At 68.9% G+C, this 19,143-nt stretch carries 18 protein-coding genes; 5 read left to right on the top strand and 13 right to left on the bottom strand.

The window, feature by feature from the left end; genetic code table 11:
• Positions 1-39: 39 nt before the first annotated feature.
• From VLJ82_RS14225 to VLJ82_RS14245, 5 genes are all read right to left on the bottom strand, one after another.
• Positions 40-1,416, bottom strand: coding sequence for an aldehyde dehydrogenase family protein (locus VLJ82_RS14225; protein WP_408664020.1), 1,377 nt, complete (start codon positions 1,414-1,416; stop codon positions 40-42).
• Entirely contained in the window at positions 1,416-2,513 is a 1,098-nt protein-coding gene (locus VLJ82_RS14230) for a phenazine antibiotic biosynthesis protein (protein WP_408664051.1), read from the bottom strand. Before VLJ82_RS14230 ends, VLJ82_RS14225 begins: the two co-directional genes overlap by 1 nt.
• Positions 2,514-2,552: 39 nt before the next feature.
• Complete coding sequence (locus VLJ82_RS14235; protein ID WP_408664021.1) at positions 2,553-2,975, bottom strand: YybH family protein; 423 nt, start codon at positions 2,973-2,975, stop codon at positions 2,553-2,555.
• A gap of 28 nt (positions 2,976-3,003) precedes the next feature.
• Entirely contained in the window at positions 3,004-3,792 is a 789-nt protein-coding gene (locus tag VLJ82_RS14240) for an arylamine N-acetyltransferase family protein (RefSeq protein WP_408664022.1), read from the bottom strand.
• 163 nt (positions 3,793-3,955) lie between these two features.
• Entirely contained in the window at positions 3,956-4,618 is a 663-nt protein-coding gene (locus VLJ82_RS14245) for a hemerythrin domain-containing protein (RefSeq protein WP_408664023.1), read from the bottom strand.
• 293 nt (positions 4,619-4,911) lie between these two features.
• Between VLJ82_RS14245 and VLJ82_RS14250 the strand changes: the two genes are divergently transcribed.
• The gene (locus VLJ82_RS14250; protein WP_408664024.1) at positions 4,912-5,301 is read left to right on the top strand and encodes a VOC family protein; all 390 of its coding nucleotides are present in this window, start codon (positions 4,912-4,914) and stop codon (positions 5,299-5,301) included.
• A gap of 114 nt (positions 5,302-5,415) precedes the next feature.
• On the opposite strand, the gene VLJ82_RS14255 is transcribed toward VLJ82_RS14250, so the two are convergent.
• Positions 5,416-6,276 (bottom strand): SDR family oxidoreductase, encoded by an 861-nt coding sequence (locus VLJ82_RS14255; RefSeq protein ID WP_408664025.1) that lies wholly within the window; start codon positions 6,274-6,276, stop codon positions 5,416-5,418.
• A gap of 221 nt (positions 6,277-6,497) precedes the next feature.
• On the opposite strand from VLJ82_RS14255, the gene VLJ82_RS14260 reads away from it, so the two are divergent.
• From VLJ82_RS14260 to VLJ82_RS14270, 3 genes are read left to right on the top strand one after another with little or no spacing between them, the layout of a single operon-like run.
• Positions 6,498-7,040 (top strand): SRPBCC family protein, encoded by a 543-nt coding sequence (locus tag VLJ82_RS14260; protein WP_408664026.1) that lies wholly within the window; start codon positions 6,498-6,500, stop codon positions 7,038-7,040.
• A 59-nt stretch (positions 7,041-7,099) separates the two neighbouring features.
• Positions 7,100-8,665, top strand: a complete 1,566-nt coding sequence (locus tag VLJ82_RS14265; RefSeq protein ID WP_408664027.1) for a class I adenylate-forming enzyme family protein — start codon at positions 7,100-7,102, stop codon at positions 8,663-8,665.
• A 13-nt stretch (positions 8,666-8,678) separates the two neighbouring features.
• Positions 8,679-9,869: an FAD-dependent oxidoreductase gene (locus tag VLJ82_RS14270; RefSeq protein ID WP_408664028.1), complete on the top strand. Its 1,191-nt coding sequence runs from the start codon at positions 8,679-8,681 to the stop codon at positions 9,867-9,869.
• A 19-nt stretch (positions 9,870-9,888) separates the two neighbouring features.
• Here the strand turns inward: VLJ82_RS14270 and VLJ82_RS14275 are convergent, their stop codons facing one another.
• The 7 genes from VLJ82_RS14275 to VLJ82_RS14305 form a co-directional block, all read right to left on the bottom strand.
• Positions 9,889-10,872, bottom strand: coding sequence for an NADPH:quinone reductase (locus VLJ82_RS14275; protein WP_408664029.1), 984 nt, complete (start codon positions 10,870-10,872; stop codon positions 9,889-9,891).
• A gap of 40 nt (positions 10,873-10,912) precedes the next feature.
• Positions 10,913-12,835, bottom strand: a complete 1,923-nt coding sequence (locus VLJ82_RS14280; RefSeq protein WP_408664030.1) for an anthranilate synthase family protein — start codon at positions 12,833-12,835, stop codon at positions 10,913-10,915.
• Entirely contained in the window at positions 12,832-13,455 is a 624-nt protein-coding gene (locus VLJ82_RS14285) for an isochorismatase family protein (protein WP_408664031.1), read from the bottom strand. The genes VLJ82_RS14280 and VLJ82_RS14285 overlap by 4 nt, the downstream gene beginning before the upstream one ends.
• 71 nt (positions 13,456-13,526) lie before the next feature.
• Positions 13,527-14,297, bottom strand: coding sequence for a 2,3-dihydro-2,3-dihydroxybenzoate dehydrogenase (locus VLJ82_RS14290; protein ID WP_408664032.1), 771 nt, complete (start codon positions 14,295-14,297; stop codon positions 13,527-13,529).
• A 55-nt stretch (positions 14,298-14,352) separates the two neighbouring features.
• Positions 14,353-15,519, bottom strand: a complete 1,167-nt coding sequence (locus tag VLJ82_RS14295; protein WP_408664033.1) for a 3-deoxy-7-phosphoheptulonate synthase — start codon at positions 15,517-15,519, stop codon at positions 14,353-14,355.
• A 78-nt stretch (positions 15,520-15,597) separates the two neighbouring features.
• The gene (locus VLJ82_RS14300; RefSeq protein ID WP_408664034.1) at positions 15,598-16,218 is read right to left on the bottom strand and encodes a flavodoxin family protein; all 621 of its coding nucleotides are present in this window, start codon (positions 16,216-16,218) and stop codon (positions 15,598-15,600) included.
• 282 nt (positions 16,219-16,500) lie between these two features.
• Entirely contained in the window at positions 16,501-17,364 is an 864-nt protein-coding gene (locus VLJ82_RS14305) for a helix-turn-helix transcriptional regulator (RefSeq protein ID WP_408664035.1), read from the bottom strand.
• A 168-nt stretch (positions 17,365-17,532) separates the two neighbouring features.
• Here VLJ82_RS14305 and VLJ82_RS14310 point away from each other — a divergent pair, with 168 nt between their 5' ends.
• The gene (locus VLJ82_RS14310) at positions 17,533-19,050 is read left to right on the top strand and encodes an MFS transporter (RefSeq protein ID WP_408664036.1); all 1,518 of its coding nucleotides are present in this window, start codon (positions 17,533-17,535) and stop codon (positions 19,048-19,050) included.
• Positions 19,051-19,143: the final 93 nt, after the last annotated feature.

Here is a 19,143-nt window from a genome sequence, read left to right on the forward strand (position 1 = left end):
TGGTCAGCTCTGCTGTGGTCTGCCGCGAGGACCGGGAACTCAGTCGCGGATGACGGTCTTGGTACGCATCAGAAACTCACCCAGGTAGCTGTCGTGCGGAACGCCCGGGCGCATCCAGTAGGTGGGGTGATCGCCGAGGTAGACGTTGCTGATCGTCGGCTCCGCGACCAGCGCGTCGATCAGCGGCTCGTCGCCGGTGATGGCCGTCAGCACCAGGGTGTTGCGCAACGGTGCGACGCCTGCCTCCGGCGACCAGGGCGCCACCCAGACGCACGGGAAGGGCAGTTCGATGCCGGCCTGACGGGCGTCCGGACGGTCCAGCTGGTACACCGCCGGCCGGAGGGCGGCGCTGCCGTCGCCCAGTTCGTCGACGATCCCGTCGCCACCGAGCCAGGCGGTCGCACCGGCGGCGCTGGCCTGCAGGTAACGCTCGACGGCCCGCGCCGACTCCAACGGTTGCACCGGCAGCACCGCTCGGTCGTCCTCCGGCGGCAACGTCGGGATCGCGGCCAGCCGCTCGGCGATCGCCGCCGCCAGCGGTGCCGGGTCACCTTCGACGAACACCGCCGTGGCGTTCACGCAGGCGACGCCACCCTGGTGGCTGATCGAGTCGACGATGGTGTCCAGGTGCTCCCGCCAGTCGACATCGGCGGTCAGCAGCAGCTTCGACCGGCCCGGGCCCTGCGGCAGCACCGCGGTGTTGGCCGAGTACTTGCGCACCACGTCGTCGCCGCCGTAGACCATGCCGAGGTCGGCGCCCCGCAGCATCTCATCGGCACCGTCGTGGTCGGTGGGCAGCAGCACCACCTCGTCGTCGCGGAATCCGGCCATCCGCAGCGCCGTCACCACCCGGTGCGGGGTGAACGGCTCCCGGCGGGAGGGGCGCAGCGCCACCCGGTACCCCAGCGCGAGCGCCTCCAGCCACAGGCCGTGTGGGCCGGGATGGTTTCCCGCGGCATGGACGGCGAACACATTTCCCCGGCGGCACCACAGCGCGCTGCCGTGCTTGGTCTCCGGATGCCGCCACTCGTCCACCGCGCCGATCGGCCGCGCCTGGGTGACGCTGCTGCCGGCCGCGATCGCGGCCGCGCTGATCGCCGCGGTTGCCGATCGCACCACCGTGATCGGAACGCCGGAGATCCTGCTCACCAGCTTCTCGTACTGCCGCAGGGACAGGCCCAGGATCTCCTCCTCTGCGAAGATCCGGCCCGCTTCGGCCAGCTGGGCGAGCTTGTGCTCGATCGGCCGGTCCGGCGCCCGGTGCAGCGCGGCCAGCGCGCGTGAGACGAACAGCTTCGGCACGATGCTCAGCTCGGCGACCGGCGTGCCCGCCAGGTCCACGATGGTCATCCGGTTGCGGGCCCGGTAACTGCCGCGAGGCCCCAGCGCGTCCAGCAGCAGGAGGTCCTCGGCCATCAGTAGACACCTTCGGTCACGGTCTCGCCGTCGAACTCGAGCACCGGAGCGATGTCGGCCACCGAATCCCCCACCTGCCCGGGTGGTGGCGCGATCCGGGTGGCGTAGTCGCGCTCCAGGTTGTTGGGCAGGAAGAAGCTCTTGCTGGCATGGGTCATGCTCACCTGGCCGCGTTCTCCGTAGGGCACCTGCTCGCCGGTCTCCGGATCGATCACCCGGAAGCTCATGTGCGGCGAGTACGGGTCGTAGATGCACGGGTCGTCGTCGGTCAGGCCTACCCGCTCGCTGGCGTTGCCGAGGATCATCGTGCTGCCGTACCCGCTGTAGAGCCGCACCTCGGGAAAGATCTCGGTGCGGTAGAGGCTTCGGGTGTCGACGTCCATCTGGGTGCCGACCCAGTTGATCGCACGCACCTTCTCGTTGACCAGTTCGACCAGTCGTTCGTCGCGGGCCACCCGCTCCAGCACCGGCGGGGTGATCATCAGCACGCCGATGTCCTGGCTGGCCAGCAGATGGCGCAACTGCTCGACCAGGTGCTCGGCGTAGGCGCCGGCCTCGTCGAACTTTCCGGCCTCGATCAGCCGCTTCACCCAGCGAGGGTCGAGATCCACCATAAAGGACATGCCACCGCGGTAGGCCGCCTGGCGCTTGATGATCTCCCCCACCATGTGCGGGCCGGACGGTATGACGCAGAGCCAGTTCACGCCGGTGGGCACGCCGTGCTCGTCGAGCTGCCCGCTGCTCCACTCGATCAACTGGTCGAGCCAGTCCCGCAGGAGCACCACCCGCTTGGGCTGGCCGGTCGTGCCGCCGCTCTCGAACACGCCGATCACCTCGGGGTTCGGCCCGTACCCCCGAGGAATCAGGTCTTCCGCGCGGGCCGACCGGAGCTCGTTGGCGACATTGGGGAAGCGCGTCAGATCGTCGAAGGTGCCGATGTCGGTCAACGGGTCGAAGTCGAGCTTCTCGGCCTGGGCCAGCCAGAACGGCGAGCCGGTGTCGGCGGAGAAGTGCCAGCGTAGTACGGCGGAAAGATAGTCATCAGGGCGCTGGGCCGGATCAGCGATCAGCTCCGGCATCGGCTCTGCCACGGTCACCACGACGGAATCCCTTTCATGTATGGATGAAGTCCGGCATCAGCCGTTGATCTGGATGCCGGGGTTGTCGATCACATAGCGCCAGTACCCGTCCGGACCCCGCCGGGCGACATCGGCGGCAGTTCCGGTCACCCGGACCACCTCGCCGTCCGGGCACCTGCCCTCCATGACGTGGTCGCCCACCACCAGGGCCAGGTCGCCGCACTCGTGTACCGCCCGGACGGTGATGACGATCGGCAGCTGGTACCGCTCGTAGAAGGCTCGCATCGCCTCGACCCGGTCCGGCCCGTACACCATGGCCTCCGGCGACAGCGCCATTCCGGCACCCGTTTCGAAGAGCCGGTTCACCTTCGCCAGGTCGCCCGCGTTGTAGGCCCGCATGAACAGCTCGGGCAGCTGCGCCGGGGCGGCGGCCCGCTCTGGATCCAGCTCGCCCTCCGACCGGGGGTGCTGGCCGGTCATGAGTCAGCTCCGCGCACGACGGGCACGATCAGAGCTGGACGCCGGCGTCGGCGGAGCCGGGCGCGCGAGGCGGCTGCTCGAGCTCGATGCCGAAGTACTTGCGGTACGCGGCCAGTACCGCCAGGTCATCGGTCAGCTCCTCGACGCTCTTGCCGTCGCCGTCTGCGATCGTCAGCTGCTGGCCCTTGAGAGTGACCCGCCCGGTCTCAGTGGGCAGCGAGCAGAACAGGTCCTGCATGAAGGGAGACTCCGGCGCCGTCCGGTACCACTGCAAGGTCGGCCGGAAGTCGTCGATGATCGCGGTCCGGTCGTCGATCCGGTACAGCAGCCGCTCGTTGAGGTAGAGGTCGATCCCACCGTCGGCGTCGGCGAGCCGGTACTCGCCGTTGGGGTCGGCCTGCGGCTCCCGGGAGTCGAACCGCAGCGGGTGCATGCTGTTGCGCCCGAAACCCGTGTCGACCAGCCAGCGCTCCTCCAGATCCACCCGCAGGACCAGGTGGCACAGTGGCGGGCTCAGCCGGCCGTCGCGGTAGTACACCCGGCCGGGATGGATTGCGACCGAATAGCCGAGCGACTCCAACAGGTAGCCGAGGGCAGGATTCGTCTCGTAGCAGCCACCACCGCGACGCTCACGGACGATCTTGGTCAGGACCTCTTCCGTCATGAAGATCTGCCGGTCGAGGTGGTAGTCGATGTTCTCGAACGGCACCGTCATGATCTGGCGTTCCTGCAGGTGCCGCAGACCGTCAAGGTCCGGCTGTGCCGGCCGGGTCGCCCCGATCCGGTTGAGGTACTCCTTCGTCAGGTCCTCGTCCACTGATCTGCCTCTCTCACTGTTCAGTCCGGGCAACGGCACATGGTGGCGATGCCCTGTGTTTTGACAGCCTCGATCGCGCACGTCCATATCGCATGCGGCCGATTGCGCACCGGCCTGCCGAGGGGTTGCGTGCAAGCCGTTCGTATCGAAGCCGGACAGCGGCTCAGCTCATGCCGAGCAGCTCCGAGCGCAGTCGCTCGTACTCGTGCGCTCCGGTCTGTTCCCACATCTGGATGACCTCCGGCGGCAGCACACCGAGGAACTTCTCCCGCTCGTGCGGAGTGGCATCCTCCAGGCCCATACCGAGGAACATCAACGCCTTCTCGGGCGGTATCGACTCAGCACCCCGGGACTCGAACTCCAGCCACTCCTGCTGGGTGATGTGCTGCCTGACCAACGGCATCAGGTTGGCCTCCTCGTCCGCCATGTGCTCGTTCGAGGCTGCCGACAGCCGGTCCAGGTGGCTGGCCAGCGCGTCCCCGTTCTCCGCGGTGGGATCCTCGCGCCAGCTGTCTGCCAGCTCGAAGGTCCGCACCAGCAGCTTGTGCAGCTCCTCGTGCTCCTGCTCCATCCGCTGAACCACCGACGAGTCCGACCCGGTGCGCTCGAGCAGCCGTGGCCACAGGATCGAATCCTCGTTCTCATGGTGTTCCTGCAGTGACAGCGCCATGTCGGTGACGTGCTCGGCAACTCTCGTCGCCCGCTCCCGGTCACCGGCGGCGGACTTCCGTACCAGAGACGGCGCCAGCCCGAACTCGCGTCGGTACACCTGGTGCACCCACGCCATTCCCCACGGGTCCAGGACACCATTCTTCGGATCGGACATTGGTGGATCTCCGTTTCAGTCACCAGTGGCAGGCCCGCTGACCGTGCCGAGCACGGCGGAGCTGAGTCTCTGGCATTACAAGGGATTTACAGGAATTATGGATACGTCAAGAACTGACTATGACAAACCTCGACCTAAACATGTTTACCCGCACCGTTCGGACATAGCCACGGACTGCTGATCCTAGCCAAACCAGTTCCAGCCTCCGACGCATCGGCGCTGCCACAATCGAGAATGATCATCTGTTCGAAGGAATCGCCGTGCGCCACGCAGGCCTAGGAGGAACAACGACCATGAGCGTCCAGCTGAATCACCACATCGTCTGGGCTCGCGACCAGCGCTCCACCGCTGGATTCTTCGCGGAGTTCCTGGGCCTGCCGGCTCCGGCGGAGCACCCGCCTTTCACCACCGTCGAGCTCGACAACGCCATCCAGCTCGACTTCCTGAGCACGGATGGCCCCGTGTCCTCCCAGCACTACGCGTTCCTGGTCACCGAAGCGGAGTTCGACGAGATCTACGCCCGGATCAAGGAGAACGGCATTGCGTTCTGGGCAGGTCCGGGGCACCACGGCCCCCAACGGATCAACACCCGCGACGGGGGCCGAGGTATTTATTTCGACGACCCGAACGGGCACGCGCTGGAGGTGATCACCCGGCCCTACGGATCGGGATCCCCTGACTAGGTGCTTCCGCCGCAGACGTTCGCCCCGACGAGGACCTGGTGTCGTTGGTCTTCTTCTACGGGACCGACCGGCAAGCGGCGGATCCGCTCGCTGGCAGCGCCCGTCGGGCAGCGCTCAGCGGAAGTCGGCCGCGTGGTCGACCGCCCACTGGGAGAAGCTGCGCGCCGGCGTGCCGGTCAGCTTCTCCACGACGTCGGTGACCACGCAGTCCACCCCGTCGGTAGCCGCCCACCACGCCATGGTGGGCTCGATCACCCATTCCGGCAGCAGCCGGCGCAGCTGCTCACGGGCCTGGTCGGGGCTCAGTTCCTCGATGCGAACCGGGCGGCCGATCACCGCAGAGATCGTTTCGGCCTGCCGGCGCTGGGAGATCGGCTCCGGGCCGCTGATGAAGTAACCCTGGCCCTGGTGGACCGGCTCGGTCAGCACCGTCACCGCCGCGGCGGCGATGTCTGCCTCGTGGATCGCGTCGCTGGTCGAGTCCGGATAGGGGAAACGGACGACTCCCTCCGTCCGGATGCTGTCGGCCCAGCCCCACATGAGGATGTTGCTGGCAAAGTTCGCCGGCCGCAGGAAGGTCCAGTCCAGCCCCGAAGCGAGCACCGCCTCCTCGACCCGCTCGTGCATCTCGGCGATGGGCGCCCGCTCGGGGATCTCGGCGACCTCGTAGAGGGTGTGTGAGGACAGCAGCACGACGTGGCGGACCCCGGCCGCCCGGGCGGCGTCGAGGAACCGGTCGGCACCGTCGGGAACCGCGTACAGAAAGACCGACTCCACTCCCTCGAGCGCGGCGCCGAAGGTCTCGGGCCGGCTCAGGTCCAGCCGTGTCCGCTCGACGCCGGCCGGTGCCGGGCACCGCTCGGGATTCCGGCTGGCGGCCCGCACCCGGGCACCGGAGGGCACCAGCTGCCGTACCACATCGCCGCCCACGCGCCCGGTCGCGCCGGTCACAAGGATCAGTCCTGGTTGCTTCACGAATCTCACTCCATCTGCCACAGCGGATGCCCGGGTGCACCCGCGATGCTCCTACAGTGGCAGCCGGGGCTGGCAGGGCCAATCACCTCGCAGGGATGTTCGTCAGCTTGCCCTGCCGCCGCGTGGCGGAGCAGAAGAGCCTTTCGATGCCGCCCGATGAGACTTGACAGATCTGACCGTCGGCCTTTGATTTGTTCCGGCTTGCTCTGCAAGCTGTGCTCATGACCGAAACCCGCTCCGCCCGTCCGCCGTTGTTCGAGGCCAGTGCCCAGGTAGCGGTGGCGAGCAGTCCGGAGCAGGTCTACCGCGTCGTCACCGACCTGCCTCGCAGCGGTGAATGGAGCGTGGAATGCCGTGGTGGGCGCTGGGTATCCGGCGAGGCCGGCGCCGTGGGGTCGGTGTTCCGCGGCGAGAACTTCCGGTCTCCCGAGGTGGTCGCCTGGGCGCCGGTGGTACGCGGGGACTGGACCACCGAGTCAGAGGTGGTGGCTGCCGAGCCCGCTCGCCGCTTCGCCTGGGCGATGCGCACCAAGGCCGGCCAGAAGCAGGAAAGCATCTGGAGCTTCGAGATCGAGCCCGGGCCGGACGGCAGCGTGCTGGCCCACCGCTTCCGGATGGATGCGGCGACCGAGGGCATCCAGGGCATCACCGCCTCGATGAACGCCGAGGAGAAGCAGCGGTTCTTCGCCGAGTGGTCGGCCAAGCTCGAGCGAGATCTCGCCGAAACCCTCGACCGGCTCAAGAAGATCCTCGACGAGGGCTGATCCCACCTACCGCGACTCGCACTGTCTGGTTGCCGCTACATCGAGCGACGGAGTTGACCTTGTACCTGCAACGTATCGGCAATCGAGGCATCGGCCTGGGAACGCTGTTCGAGCGTGGGGCGGCTCGGCATCCGGACAACCAGCTGGTCCTCGACCACGATCTCGACGTGGCTCCCGAGCTGGGCCGCCGGATCCCGATCGGAACCGTCAGTGACCTGGTAGCCGACCTGGCCTCGCGGTTGTGGGCCGTCGGCGCCCGGCCCGGCATCCGGATCACGGTGTTCAAGTCCGACAGCTTCGACATCACCCTGCTGGCCTGTGCGATCGCGCGCATCGGCGCCGTGCCGATGCTGCTGTCCCCCACCCTCAACGGTCCTACCGTGCTGGAACTGATGCACCGCGCGCAGGCACCGTTCCTTCTCACCGACGAGGCCAAGCTCGCCGAGCTGACCGATTCGGTCTTCGACCTCCCGGTCCGGGTCCTGCTGACCTCCGGTCAGCACGGATCGGCGACCACCCTGCGTTCGCTTGCCGGTTCCCGTCGGGTCGACCCGGTACCGGTGTTCCCGGACGAGCCCACCCTGATCACGCACACCTCAGGCACGACCGGAACCCCCAAGCTGGCGGTCCACACCAGCCGTACCCTGCAAGCTCGGTACCGCCCGCAGGCTGCCGCGGTGTCGCCGTTGCTGCGCAAGGGCGAGACGATAGCGATCCACGTGTCGTTCGTGCACTCACGGCTGTTCACGGCACTGGCCATCTCCCTGCTGCGGGGCTTCCGGATGCTGGTGATGGTCGACGGCGGCATCGAGCACGCGGCGCAGCTGTTCACCGAGTTCCAGCCGAGCGTCATCGAGGCGCACCCGAACTCCTTCATGGCATGGGAGGAGATGGCGCGCGACCCGCGGCGACCGCTGGCCCGGGTGAAGCTCTTCAGCAGCACCTTCGACGCCATCCATCCGCGTACGGTGCGCCGCCTGCTCGAGTCAACCCGACGCAGGGCGCCGCTGTTCGGCCAGCTCTATGGCCAGAGCGAGATCGGGCCCGCGGTGGTGCGTGCCTTCACCCGTCGCCATGCCGAGGCAGCGGACGGCCGTTGCGTGGGAATGCCGTTTCCCGGCATGACGGGCGTGCGGGTGGTCAGTCGCAACGGCCTGCCACCGTCGCCGTCGAACCCCGGCTACATCGAGGTCCGCAGTGACGGCCGGGTCAAGACCTACCTCGGCGAGGACGAGCGCTTCCAGCGGCAGGTCTCGCCCGGTGGCTGGTGGCGGATGGGCGACGTGGGCTACCGAACCAAGCTGGGCTGCGTCCACCTGCTCGACCGGGAGGTGGACCTCATCGAAGGCTTCGGCAGCACGCTGGCCGTCGAGGACGCCCTGTTCAGCAGGCTGGACGACCTGGTGGAGGTCGTCATCGTCGCCGGCCCGAGCGGTGCGGCGGTCCCGGTGGTGTCCCTGGTGGAGGGCAGGTCGCTGGACCTGCAGAAGTGGAAGCAGGCAACCGCTGACCTGCCGCCGATGGCCGATCCGGTGCAGTGGCGGCTGGAAGACCTGCCGCACACCGCAACCGTCAAGGTCAAGCGCCTGGAACTCGGGCGCATGCTCACCGCGCGCGGCGGCTGAGAAGGCCTCGGACATGAGCGACGCAGTCATCGTCGGTGGCGGCATCGGTGGCCTCGCGACGGCGCTGAGCCTGGCCGGCGCCGGCCACCGGGTGATCGTGCTGGAACGCGCCGAGCGATTCGCCGAGATCGGCGCCGGCATCCAGATCGCACCCAACGGAATCCATGCCCTCGATGCGCTCGGCGTCGGCCGGGACGCCCGGCAGATCGCCGTGCGGATGGACGAGCTGCGATTCATGGACGGCGTCACCGACCGGCACGTGACGAGCCTGCCGCTGACCGAGGAGTACCAGCAGCGGTTCGGAACCCCGTACCTGGTGGTGCACCGGGCCGAGCTGCACCGCCTGCTGCTCGACGCCTGCCTGGCTTCGACCGACATCTCGCTGCGCAGCAACTGCACGGCGACCGGTTACGAGCAGGCTGCCGGTTCCGCCGCGGTGGTGCTGCACTCGGGTGAGCGGGTGGCCGGCGACGTGGTGATCGGGGCCGACGGAATCCATTCCCAGATCCGGCGCCAACTGGTTGCCGACGGCGCACCGCGGGTGTCCGGGCTGGTGGTGTACCGCACCATGGTGGCGATGGAGGAGGTTCCCGAACAGCTGCGGCTGCCCACGTCGGTCACCTGGTGGACCGGGCCGGAACGGCACCTGGTGCACTACCCGATTGCCGGAGGTCGCTACCTGAACCTGGCCGGCAGCCGGTACACCGGCAGCCGCGAACCCATCGCCGGCAGGCCGGTCTCGGCACAGACCGTCCAGGGCGAGTTCGCCGGCATGGGCGCGACCACCCGCCGGTTGATCGCGCTCGGCACCGAGTGGAAGTCCTGGGCGCTGGTCGACCGGGATCCGGTCGAGAGCTGGGTGGACGGCCGGGTCGCCCTGCTCGGCGATGCCGCGCACCCGATGCTGCACTATGCCGCTCAGGGTGCCTGCCAGGCGCTGGAGGATGCCGTCGTGCTCGGGCGATTGCTGGACTGCTCCGCGGCCGGCCTTCCGGAGCGACTGGTGAGATACAACGCGCAGCGGCGACACCGCACCGCGCGAATCCAGCTGGCCGCCCGGGAGAGCATCCGGCTGTGGCACGCGGCGGGGCCAGCCGCGCGGGCTCGCAACGCCGTGCTCTCGGCGATGTCGGAGCGGGAGCTGCACGACTACATCGCGTGGATGCACACGCCGCCGATCCTGCAGCCGGCGCCCACCGGCTGACCGACCAGGCTGGCCGGTCTCAGCCGGTACGCAGCCGCAGCACGGTCCGCCGGCCGCGCAGCTCGCCGTTCTCCAGCCTCCGGTGCACGTCGGCGGCGGCGGCGAGCGGCAGCTCGTCGATCGCCCGGGCCCGCAGCAGCCCGGTCGGCAGCAGCCGATTGATGTAGTCGGCCGCCCCGGCGAGTTCCGGCACGGTGGCGTGTGAGATCACGAAACCGGTGATCGAGCCGTCCTTCATGTACAGCTCGCCGGCCGGCAGCACCGGGCAGGAGCGGGCGCCGGCCAGCAGCACGATACGGCCGCGGTGGGCCAGCAGCTGCACCGCGGTGACCAGGTCGTTGCGCCCCGAGGTATCCAGCAGCAGGTCCACGCCAGCCGGGCTGAGCCGGCGGATCGAGTCGGCCAGGCACTGGTCGCGATAGTCGAGCACCTCGGCGGCGCCGAGCGAACGGCAGTAGTCGGCATCCCGTTCGGAAGCGGTGGCGATCACCCGGGCGCCGGCCTGGGCGGCCAGCACCACCAGAGCGGCGCCGACGTTGCCGGCCGCGCCGGCGACCAGCACGGTGTCGCCGGCCCGGACCCGCCCGTGCGGAAAGAGCGCGAGGTAGGCGGTCGCCGCCGGATGCACCACCGCGACCGCGTCCACCATCGACACCTCCGGCGGCAGGTGGTACAGCCGGTCGGCGGCGACCACCGCCTGCTCGGCAGCCGCCCCCTGCCGTCCGGCATGGCCGAGGGAGTTGCACCACACCCGGTCTCCCACGGTGAAACCGGTTACGCCGGGCCCGACCTCGCGGACCGTACCGGCCAAGTCGCGGCTGATCACCAGCGGAAAGGTGCCAGGGGTCGGGAACAGTCCCGAGCGGACGAAGGTGTCCACCGGATTGACGGTGCTCACCCGGACATCGACCAGCACATCGGTGGGGCCCGGCCGGGGCGCCGGGACGTCCCCGATGCGGATCGCCTCCGCTGGGCCGAAGGATTCGATGTAGGCGGCACGCACGAGCAGAGATCCTCCCATCCGGCCCCGCGGCCGACCGTGGTCAGCCGCGGCTGCCGGCTGCCAGCTCGGCGGCCGCCACCGGCTCCGCTCCGGCCAGCAACTCGGCCAGCCGCTGGGTGACGATGCCGAGCCCGTCCTTCGTCAACACCGACTCGGCATGGAACTGCATGGAGGCGAACCTGGCACCGCGCAGCGCATGGACTTCGCCGGTGCGCTCGTCCCGGCTGACCTCGACCTCGCCGGCCGGCCCGCAGTGGACCCAGCCCGCCGGGCTGCGCGCCACGAAGGTGTTGTAGAAGCCGACCCGTTCGCGCACCCCGAACAGGTCGATCTCGCGCTGTTCGCCCTGGGCGGGGGTTCTGCGCGCAACGAGCTCGAACCCCAGCCGCAGGCTCAGCACCTGGTGGCTCAGGCACACCGCGAGAAACGGCTGCCGGCGCTCGATCAGGTCGTCGATGGCCGCCCGGAGGTGGGCGATCTTCGGGTCGTCCGACGACCGGGGATCGCCCGGCCCCGGCCCCATGACGACCAGGTCGTAGCCGCTGAAGGAGTACGGCTCGTCGTACCTGCATACCGTCACCGCCAGGCCCACCGATCGAAGCTGGTGTTCCAGCATGGCGGTGAAGGTGTCCTCGGCGTCGACCACCAGGACCCTGCGCCCCGCGAGGATCGGCTGGATGGTGGCCGGCACGGCTCCGGACAGCCAGAAGGTGGAGATGCTGACATTGCGCCGGTCCAGGGCGGCCCGGACCTCGGGGTGCCCACCCAGGCTGGGGGTCGCGTTCGCTCCGAGAGCCGAGAGCAGCCCGTCGGCTTTCGCGCGGGTCTCGCCGGCCTCGGAACCGGGATCGGAGTGCCGGACCAGGGTCGCGCCGACGCCGATGCTGATCCGGCCGTCGCCGGCTATGTCCGCCGTCCGGATCAGGATGGCGGAGTCCAGCGTCCGGGCGCCCAGCTCGTCCTGGCCGACCAGCGCGACCGCGCCGCTGTAGTAGCCCCGCCCGTTCGGCTCGTACCTCGCGATCACCCGGCAGGCGCTCTCCAGCGGGCTGCCGGTCACGGTCGGCGCGAACATGGTCTCGCGCAGGATGTCGCGGTAGTCGGCGCTGCTCTGGCCCTCGATGAGGTATTCGGTATGCGCCAGCCTGGCCATCTCCTTCAGATGCGGTCCGGTCACCCGGGCGCCGTGGTCGCAGACCCGGGCCATCATCTTCAGCTCCTCGTCCAGCACCATATAGAGCTCGTCGATCTCCTTGCGATCGGCCAGGAACTGCATCACCCCGGTCAGGGTCGGTCCGGACGGCGGGTAGCGGTAGGTTCCGCTCACCGGGTTCATGACCGCCTTGCCGGCCTGCACGCTGATGTGCCGCTCGGGCGTGGCACCGATGAAGGTCCGGGTGCCGGTGTGCACCAGGAACGTCCAGTAGGCGCCCACTTCGCGCTGCAGCAGCCGGCGGAAGAAGGACAGGCCGGCCGCGGGGCCGTAGTCGGCGATCCGGGCGAGAAAAGAGCGTTTGAGGACGAAGTTCGCCCCCAGGCCACCGCCGATCTCCTCATCGACGACCTGGCGCACCAGATCGGCGTAGGCGTCGTCCCCGACATCGAAATGCTGACCGGTCAGCGTGATCGGCACGTCCGGCAGCCGGCTAATCACCTGCTCGGCCGGGACCGAGTCCTGCGCCGTGACGGAGATCGCCACCAGCGGCTCGGCGTCGTCGACGCAGCTGAACCCCCGCTCGGCGATCTGCCGGAAGGGAATCAGGGTGAGCAGCTGGTGGCCGGGGCCGGCAGCTGTCGGCAGCGGCAGTTCGGCAAGCGTGTCCAGGTGCGCGATGTCGCCGGCCAGCACGTCGATGCGGTCGGGGTCTCCGCTCTCGGGCCGGTACAGCAAGGCATACGCCCCTACCGAACCGGCGAGGATGTCGCCGAGCAGGTCGGCCGGCGGCACGGTGTCGGCGGTCATCGCAGGATCTGGTCGCTGGTGGTCACTACCGCGCACCGTTGGGCGGCGTACTCGATCGCCAGCCGGTGGTAGCTCTCGCTGAAGTCGGCGATCGCGTCGGCGACCAGGAACGTCTCGATGTCGTTGGTGAACGCCTCGACGGCGCTCATCAGGATCCCGACGTGCGCGTACACGCCGCAGATGACGAGCTGGTCCCGGCCGTGCGCGCGCATCGTGGCCAGCAGTTCGGACTTGAAGAACGCGCTGTAGCGCCACTTGGTGAAGACCCAGTCCCGCACGCCCGGAGCGAGCTCGTCGACGACCTGCCGCTCGGCGGGATCGACCCGCATCCCGGTGCCCCAGAAGTCCTTGAGCAGGCCCCGCTGATCATTGGTCATGCCGCCCGGCTGCGCGGTGTAGGCGATCGGCATGCCGGCGGCGACCGCGCGGTCGCGCAGCAGCACCACGTTCTGGACCAGGCTCTCGCGCAAGGCCGTCGGGAACGGCCGGACGAAATAGCGTTGCATGTCGTGGATGAGCAGCACCGCCCGCGCCGGGTCCGCGACCCACCGCGCGGTGTTGGCAGGCAGGGTCGCGGTGGTGGGCAACGGGTAGCTCTCGATGGTGGGTAACGCAGGCATCTTCTCCCTTTCGGTACGCAGTGAACTACCGCCGCTGCTGCTCATCCGCTCGTTCCTCATCCGCCCGTTCCTCATCCGCCCAGCGTGGCGCCGCCGTCGACGGTGAGCGCGTGCATCGTGATATGGCCGGCCCGGTCGGACAGCAGGAACTCCACCGCCGCCGCGATGTCCTCCGGCATGGCCAGCTTGCCCAGCGGGATACCCAGCTTGTACTGGTCCAACCGGCCCTCGACGGTGGCCTGCGCGCCGCTGTCGTCCTGCCACATCGACCACAGCATCGCGGTGTCGGTGGATCCGGGCGACACCACGTTGCACCGGATCCCGTACTCGGCCAGTTCCAGGCCGAGGTTCTTGGTGAACATGGTCGCCGCCGCCTTGGACGCCGAGTAGGCCGCCATGCCGAGCCGCGGCGTGCCGGCGGCGTTCGAGGCCACGGTGACGATCGCGCCGCGGCACCGCGGCACCATCCGGTTGGCGACCGCCCGCGACACCAGGAAGACGCCCTGGGCGTTGACGGCGAAGGTGGCCGACCAGTCCTCGAGCGACAGCGTCCGCGCGGAGCCGAGTCGGAGCACCCCCGCCGTGTTCACCAGGAAGTCCACCGGTCCCACCTGCCGTTCCACGGCCTCGACCATCGTCTCGACGCTCTCCGGGTCGGTCACGTCCGCGGAGAACGTCCGCACCGGCAGCCCGTCGGCGAGGAGTTGCTTGGCCGCCTGGGCAAGGTGGTCACCGTCCCGGTCGACGGCGGCGACCTCGATCTGCCGCTCGGCGAGGGTGCGGACCACGGCCGAGCCGATCCCGCCGGCTGCCCCGGTGACCAGGGCGACCTTGTTCGACATTGACTGACACCTCCGGGCGATGCCTGTAGGGAGCGAGGATGTGGGCCGGCCGGAACTACCCGGTCCAGGCCGAGACGACGCTGACCGCCTGGTCGGGACGCAGTCGCGGGTCACACAGGCTGGTGTACTTGACGCGGGTCTCGGCCAGTTGGGTGGCGTCGAGCACGCATTCGGTCACCGCGTCCGGAGTGGTCTCCAGGTGCAGGCCGCCGGGCGTGCCTCCCGCATCGCGTACCGCTCGCTGGAAGTCCCGCACCTCACGCATGATCGCTTCGAGGAACCGGGTCTTCAGGCCGTCCGGGGCGACAACGGTGTTGCCGTGCATCGGGTCGCAGAGCCAGATGACGGGATGGCCCTGCCGGCGTACCAGGCGTACCAGGGCGGGCAGCCGGTCGGCGACCGTGGTCGCCCCCATCCGGACGATCAGGGTCAGCCTGCCGGGTTCCCGGTCCGGGTCGAGGCGATCGCACAACGCGGCCAGTTCCTCCTCCGAGATCGAGGGTCCGACCTTGCAGGCGACCGGGTTCACCACGTGCGCCAGCAACGCCACGTGCGGGCCGTCCACCTGGCGGGTCCGCTCGCCGACCCATGGCCAATGAGTCGACGCCAGCAGGAGATTGCCCTGGTCGTCGCGCCTCAGCAGGGGCAGTTCGTAGTCCAGCAGCAGCGCCTCGTGGCTGGTCCACACCGAGTGCATGCCGGCGTAGCCGGGATCGGACCAGCCGATGTTCTTGATGACCTCGCGCGCGGCTCGGTAGCCGGCCAGCAACCGCTTGGGGTCGGCCTTGCGCAGCTCGGGATCGGGCTCCGGGCTGTTGACCATGTGACCGCGGTAGAAGGGCAGCTCGACCCCGCCGACCACCTCGGTCGCCCTGGTCCGCGGCTTGACGTACTGGCCGCCGATGCGCCCGACCCGCAGCACCGGACGGTGGGTGTTCATCTGCAGGGTGCCGGCCAGCACGTCCAGCAGGCCGCACTTGCGGGCGACGTAGCCGATCGTGGACTCGGCCGGGTCCTCCGCGCAGTCGCCGGCCTGGATTACGTACGCCTCGCCGGCAGCCACCTTGGTCAACAACCCGCGCAGGGTACTGACATCCTCGGCGGCGACCAGCGCCGGCTGCTCGGCGAGCCTCTCCTTGATCCGGCGGACTTCGGCAAGGTCGTCCCAGGCCGGCTGCTGCAGGGCGCCCTTCTCCGTCAGGTCGATCGGAGCCGCGGTCATCGAAGCCGCCTCGGCCGGGAGGCGGGCGGTCCGACCCGTCCGGGCGTGCGTCGGGTACTCATCACGATCTCCACCCGCTCAGTCCGCCAGCCCGCGGCTGCCGGCCAGTGCCGTCGCGACGTCGAGCAGCCGCCGGACCTGGTACTCGACCGCCGCGAGATTGTCCTCGGTCACGTTGCCGGGCTGGTTTCGCGAGACGTTGCTGCTGCCGTACGGATTGCCGTTGGTGGGCAGGAACAGCACCGGGTCGGTAGAGCCGTTCGGCACGATCACCGAACCCCAGTGGCAGAAGCTGTTGTGCAGCGCGAGGATCGCGCTGACCTGACCGCCGTGCGGCGCGGAGCCGGTGGCGAAGGCCGAGACGGTCTTGCTGGCCAGCCCGCCGCCGATGGACAGCGCGGCGGTGGTGTCGATGAACTGCATCAGGGCTGGCGCCGGCAGGCCGAATCGGACCGGCGTCCCGAACAGGAGCGCGTCGGCCCATTCCAGGTCGGCGAGCTGCACCGCTGGCACGTCCTGGGTCGCCTCGACATGGCGGGTCCAGGCCTCGCGGTCGGTGGTGGGAGGCTCGCTGACCAGCTCGGGGATCTTGCGCAGCCGTACCTCCGCCCCGGCCTTCTGCGCCGCGACGGCGGCTGCGTTGGCCAGGATGTGGGTATTACCGGTGGAGGAGTAGTACACGACAGCGATGTTCGTCATGGGTGTTGACTCCCAGCAGGGGGCAAGGGGGACAGCCCGGGGGCAGTGGCTGTAGCGGCCGAGGTCAATCTTGTGGGAGTCAGGACGGCCCGCGCCATGGAATCATGGCGAAATATGTCAGGTAGCTGGATAGTCTGTTAACTCCGACAAACAACACAAATGGGTTGCCACTGGAGCCGTGGCGAGTATGGGCCGTCCGCCCGGGCGGGACTCGGCGGTCGCTCGCGAGAGCGGACCGCGGTCGGCGAGGTTCGGTCCCGCGGGCCCCGGTTCAGCTTCCGGTCAGGCCCCGCGCGGCCTGGAACTGGCGCCGGGAAACTGCTCGTGGCCGATGGCCTGCAGCAGCTCCAGGTCGTGGACGTAATCGGTGCCGGGTGCGGCGGAGAAGATCAGCAGCCGCTGATCCTCGGTGGGCGTCAGCAGGGTTTCACAGTTCAGTTCGATGTGGCCGATGAGCGGATGCAGCACCCTGATCCGGCTGGCCCGGCGCACTGCCACCTCGTGCAGCGCCCACAGTTCGGCGAACTCCGGACTTGCCTCGTTGAGCCGCCTGACCAGGCTTTTCACGTCGTGGTCATTGGGACGTCTGGCCGCCGCGGCTCGCAGGTCGGCGACGTGCAGACGGCTGTACCGGTCGTGATCCTCGGCAGGATATGCCTGCCGCTGGGAGAGATCGGTGAACCAGCGCCAGACGATATTGCGATCCTGTTCGCGCACCGTACAGACACAGCCGAACAGTGCTTCGGCAAGGTCGTTCTGCGCCAACAGATCGCCGAGGTCGTTGATGATCTGGGCGGGCGTGTCCTGCAGCCGGTCGAGAAGGTGCAACAGGCCCGGCCGGACGTGGCTGCCCGCCCGCCGGCCCGCCGGTGGCCGGTGGCCGGCAAGCAGGAAGAGGTGATCGCGCTCGTCCTCGGTGAGCCGGAGGGCGCGGGTCAGCGACGACAGCAACTGGGTCGAGGGCTGCGGGCTGCGGCCCTGTTCGAGCCGCATGTAGTAGTCGGTGGACATGCCGGCCAGCTGGGCGACCTCTTCGCGTCGCAGCCCCGGCGTGCGCCGCCGCAGGCCGGGGGCCAGGCCGACATCCTCCGGGCGGATGCGCTCGCGCGAACGACGGAGGAAGTCGGCGAGGTCTGCGCGGTTCATGCTCAAGAGTCTGTCCTCCAGCCAACCACCCAACCAAGGATTGCTAATCCTAGGGAGACCGGTCCCATGCTGCTATGCGGTGAATATGCGACTGTTGCCTCGGCGTCACAGCCAAAGTGAATCTGCACTGGCGAAGTTTCTCGTTACTCGTGATTGGAATTACAGATCATGTCTGCTCGGGCTGAAGTTTCACCTGACCGGTTGCTGCACCGGCGACGCTCCGGCTTCGCCTTGGCGCTACTGGCCTTCGCCCAGCTAATAATTTCGATTGACTATAACATTGTTTATGTTGCGCTTCCACATATCGGAAGTAGCCTCGGCTTCTCCGCGCACACCTTGCAGTGGGTGATCAGCGCCTACGCGGTGGCCTTCGGAGGCTTTCTGCTGCTGGGCGGACGGGCCTGCGACCTGCTGGGCCGGCGGCGGATGTTCGTCACCGGCCTGGTGCTGTACGCGGTGTCCTCGCTCGCCGGCGGAGTGGCCAACGACGCAACCACCCTGATTCTCGCCCGCGCCGTGCAGGGCCTGGGCGGTGCCTTCCTGTTCCCGGCCACGCTGGCCCTGGTGAACACCTCGTTCGGCAACGGGCCGGCCCGCTACCGGGCCTTGTCGGTATGGGCAGCCGCCGGCGCCAGCGGCATGGTGATCGGATCGCTGCTCGGCGGCGTGCTCACCCAGGCATTCGGATGGCATGCGGTCTTCCTCGTCAATGTGGTGCTTGCCGGGGCCGCGGCGCTGCTCGCCTTCCCATTGATCGCGCCCGACCGAGTGACCGAGGGCAACCGCAGCTTCGACATCCCGGGAGCGCTGAGTGTGACCGGCGGGGCGACGCTGCTGGTCCTGACCCTGGTGGAGGGTCCGGTGGCAGGCTGGAACTCCGGCGGCGTGCTGGCCAGCGCGATCGGTGGGATCGTGCTGCTCGCCGTCTTCCTGCTGGTGGAGTCCCGCAGCCGTGACGCCCTGATGCCGCTGCGGATGTTCGGCAATCGCAACCTCGCCACCGGCGTGGTGGTCGCCTCCTTGTTCATGGCGACCTTCGGCACGCTGCTCTACTTCATCACCGTCTACTTCCAGGACGTACACGGCTACAGCGCGCTGCGGACCGGCATGGCCTACCTGCCGCCGATGGTCGGCGGATTCGCCGGATCGATGCTGGGCGGCCGGCTGGCCACCAGGTTCGGGGTCCGGCCGACGCTCATCGTCAGCCTCGCGGTGGGCGCGGTTGCGGTCGTCCTGCTCGGCATCAGCCTGTCCCCCGATGCCAGCTACCTGGCGGTCGCCCCGAGTTTCGTGTTGCTCAGCATTCCGCAGGGAGTCGTCTACACCACCGTGTTCGCGGCGTCCGCCACGGACGTCGCACCCACCGAACAGGGTGTCGCCGGCGCGATGGTGTCCACCGGCCAGCAGATCGGCTATGCGATGGGCCTTGCCGCGCTGGTGGCGGTGGCCAACATCGGGGTCGGCGATGCCTCGGCCGGCTCCGCGCTGGAGCTTGCGGTCAACGACGGTTTACGGCATGCGGTATTCGTCTGCGCGGCGGGAATCCTGCTGACCCTGCTGGTCGCGATCAATTTCACCACTCCGAAACCACAGGCCGACGATTCCTCGTGGTCCGGCAACGGTGAGGAATTGCTGAGCCCCGCGGTGAGCACCGGCAACGCAACGAACTCCGCCCAGAACCTGTAACCCCTTCCCCCGCTCAGGATCTGCCCGCACGACCGCTGGAGATCTCTCGCACCGTTCGCACGACCCGCACAGAAACCCCCGATGGAATAACCC

The sequence above is a fragment of the Jatrophihabitans sp. genome (genome assembly GCF_035474675.1).
GTDB lineage: Bacteria > Actinomycetota > Actinomycetes > Mycobacteriales > Jatrophihabitantaceae > Jatrophihabitans_A.

Coding starts and splice junctions, on each gene's coding strand:
- VLJ82_RS14245 (WP_408664023.1), bottom strand. CDS start 4,618: ATGTCCGATCCGAAGAATGGTGTCCTGGACCCGTGGGGAATGGCGTGG.
- VLJ82_RS14305 (WP_408664035.1), bottom strand. CDS start 17,364: ATGAACCGCGCAGACCTCGCCGACTTCCTCCGTCGTTCGCGCGAGCGC.
- VLJ82_RS14225 (WP_408664020.1), bottom strand. CDS start 1,416: ATGGCCGAGGACCTCCTGCTGCTGGACGCGCTGGGGCCTCGCGGCAGT.
- VLJ82_RS14260 (WP_408664026.1), top strand. CDS start 6,498: ATGACCGAAACCCGCTCCGCCCGTCCGCCGTTGTTCGAGGCCAGTGCC.
- VLJ82_RS14295 (WP_408664033.1), bottom strand. CDS start 15,519: ATGACCGCGGCTCCGATCGACCTGACGGAGAAGGGCGCCCTGCAGCAG.
- VLJ82_RS14235 (WP_408664021.1), bottom strand. CDS start 2,975: ATGACCGGCCAGCACCCCCGGTCGGAGGGCGAGCTGGATCCAGAGCGG.
- VLJ82_RS14270 (WP_408664028.1), top strand. CDS start 8,679: ATGAGCGACGCAGTCATCGTCGGTGGCGGCATCGGTGGCCTCGCGACG.
- VLJ82_RS14285 (WP_408664031.1), bottom strand. CDS start 13,455: ATGCCTGCGTTACCCACCATCGAGAGCTACCCGTTGCCCACCACCGCG.
- VLJ82_RS14290 (WP_408664032.1), bottom strand. CDS start 14,297: ATGTCGAACAAGGTCGCCCTGGTCACCGGGGCAGCCGGCGGGATCGGC.
- VLJ82_RS14300 (WP_408664034.1), bottom strand. CDS start 16,218: ATGACGAACATCGCTGTCGTGTACTACTCCTCCACCGGTAATACCCAC.
- VLJ82_RS14280 (WP_408664030.1), bottom strand. CDS start 12,835: ATGACCGCCGACACCGTGCCGCCGGCCGACCTGCTCGGCGACATCCTC.
- VLJ82_RS14250 (WP_408664024.1), top strand. CDS start 4,912: ATGAGCGTCCAGCTGAATCACCACATCGTCTGGGCTCGCGACCAGCGC.
- VLJ82_RS14310 (WP_408664036.1), top strand. CDS start 17,533: ATGTCTGCTCGGGCTGAAGTTTCACCTGACCGGTTGCTGCACCGGCGA.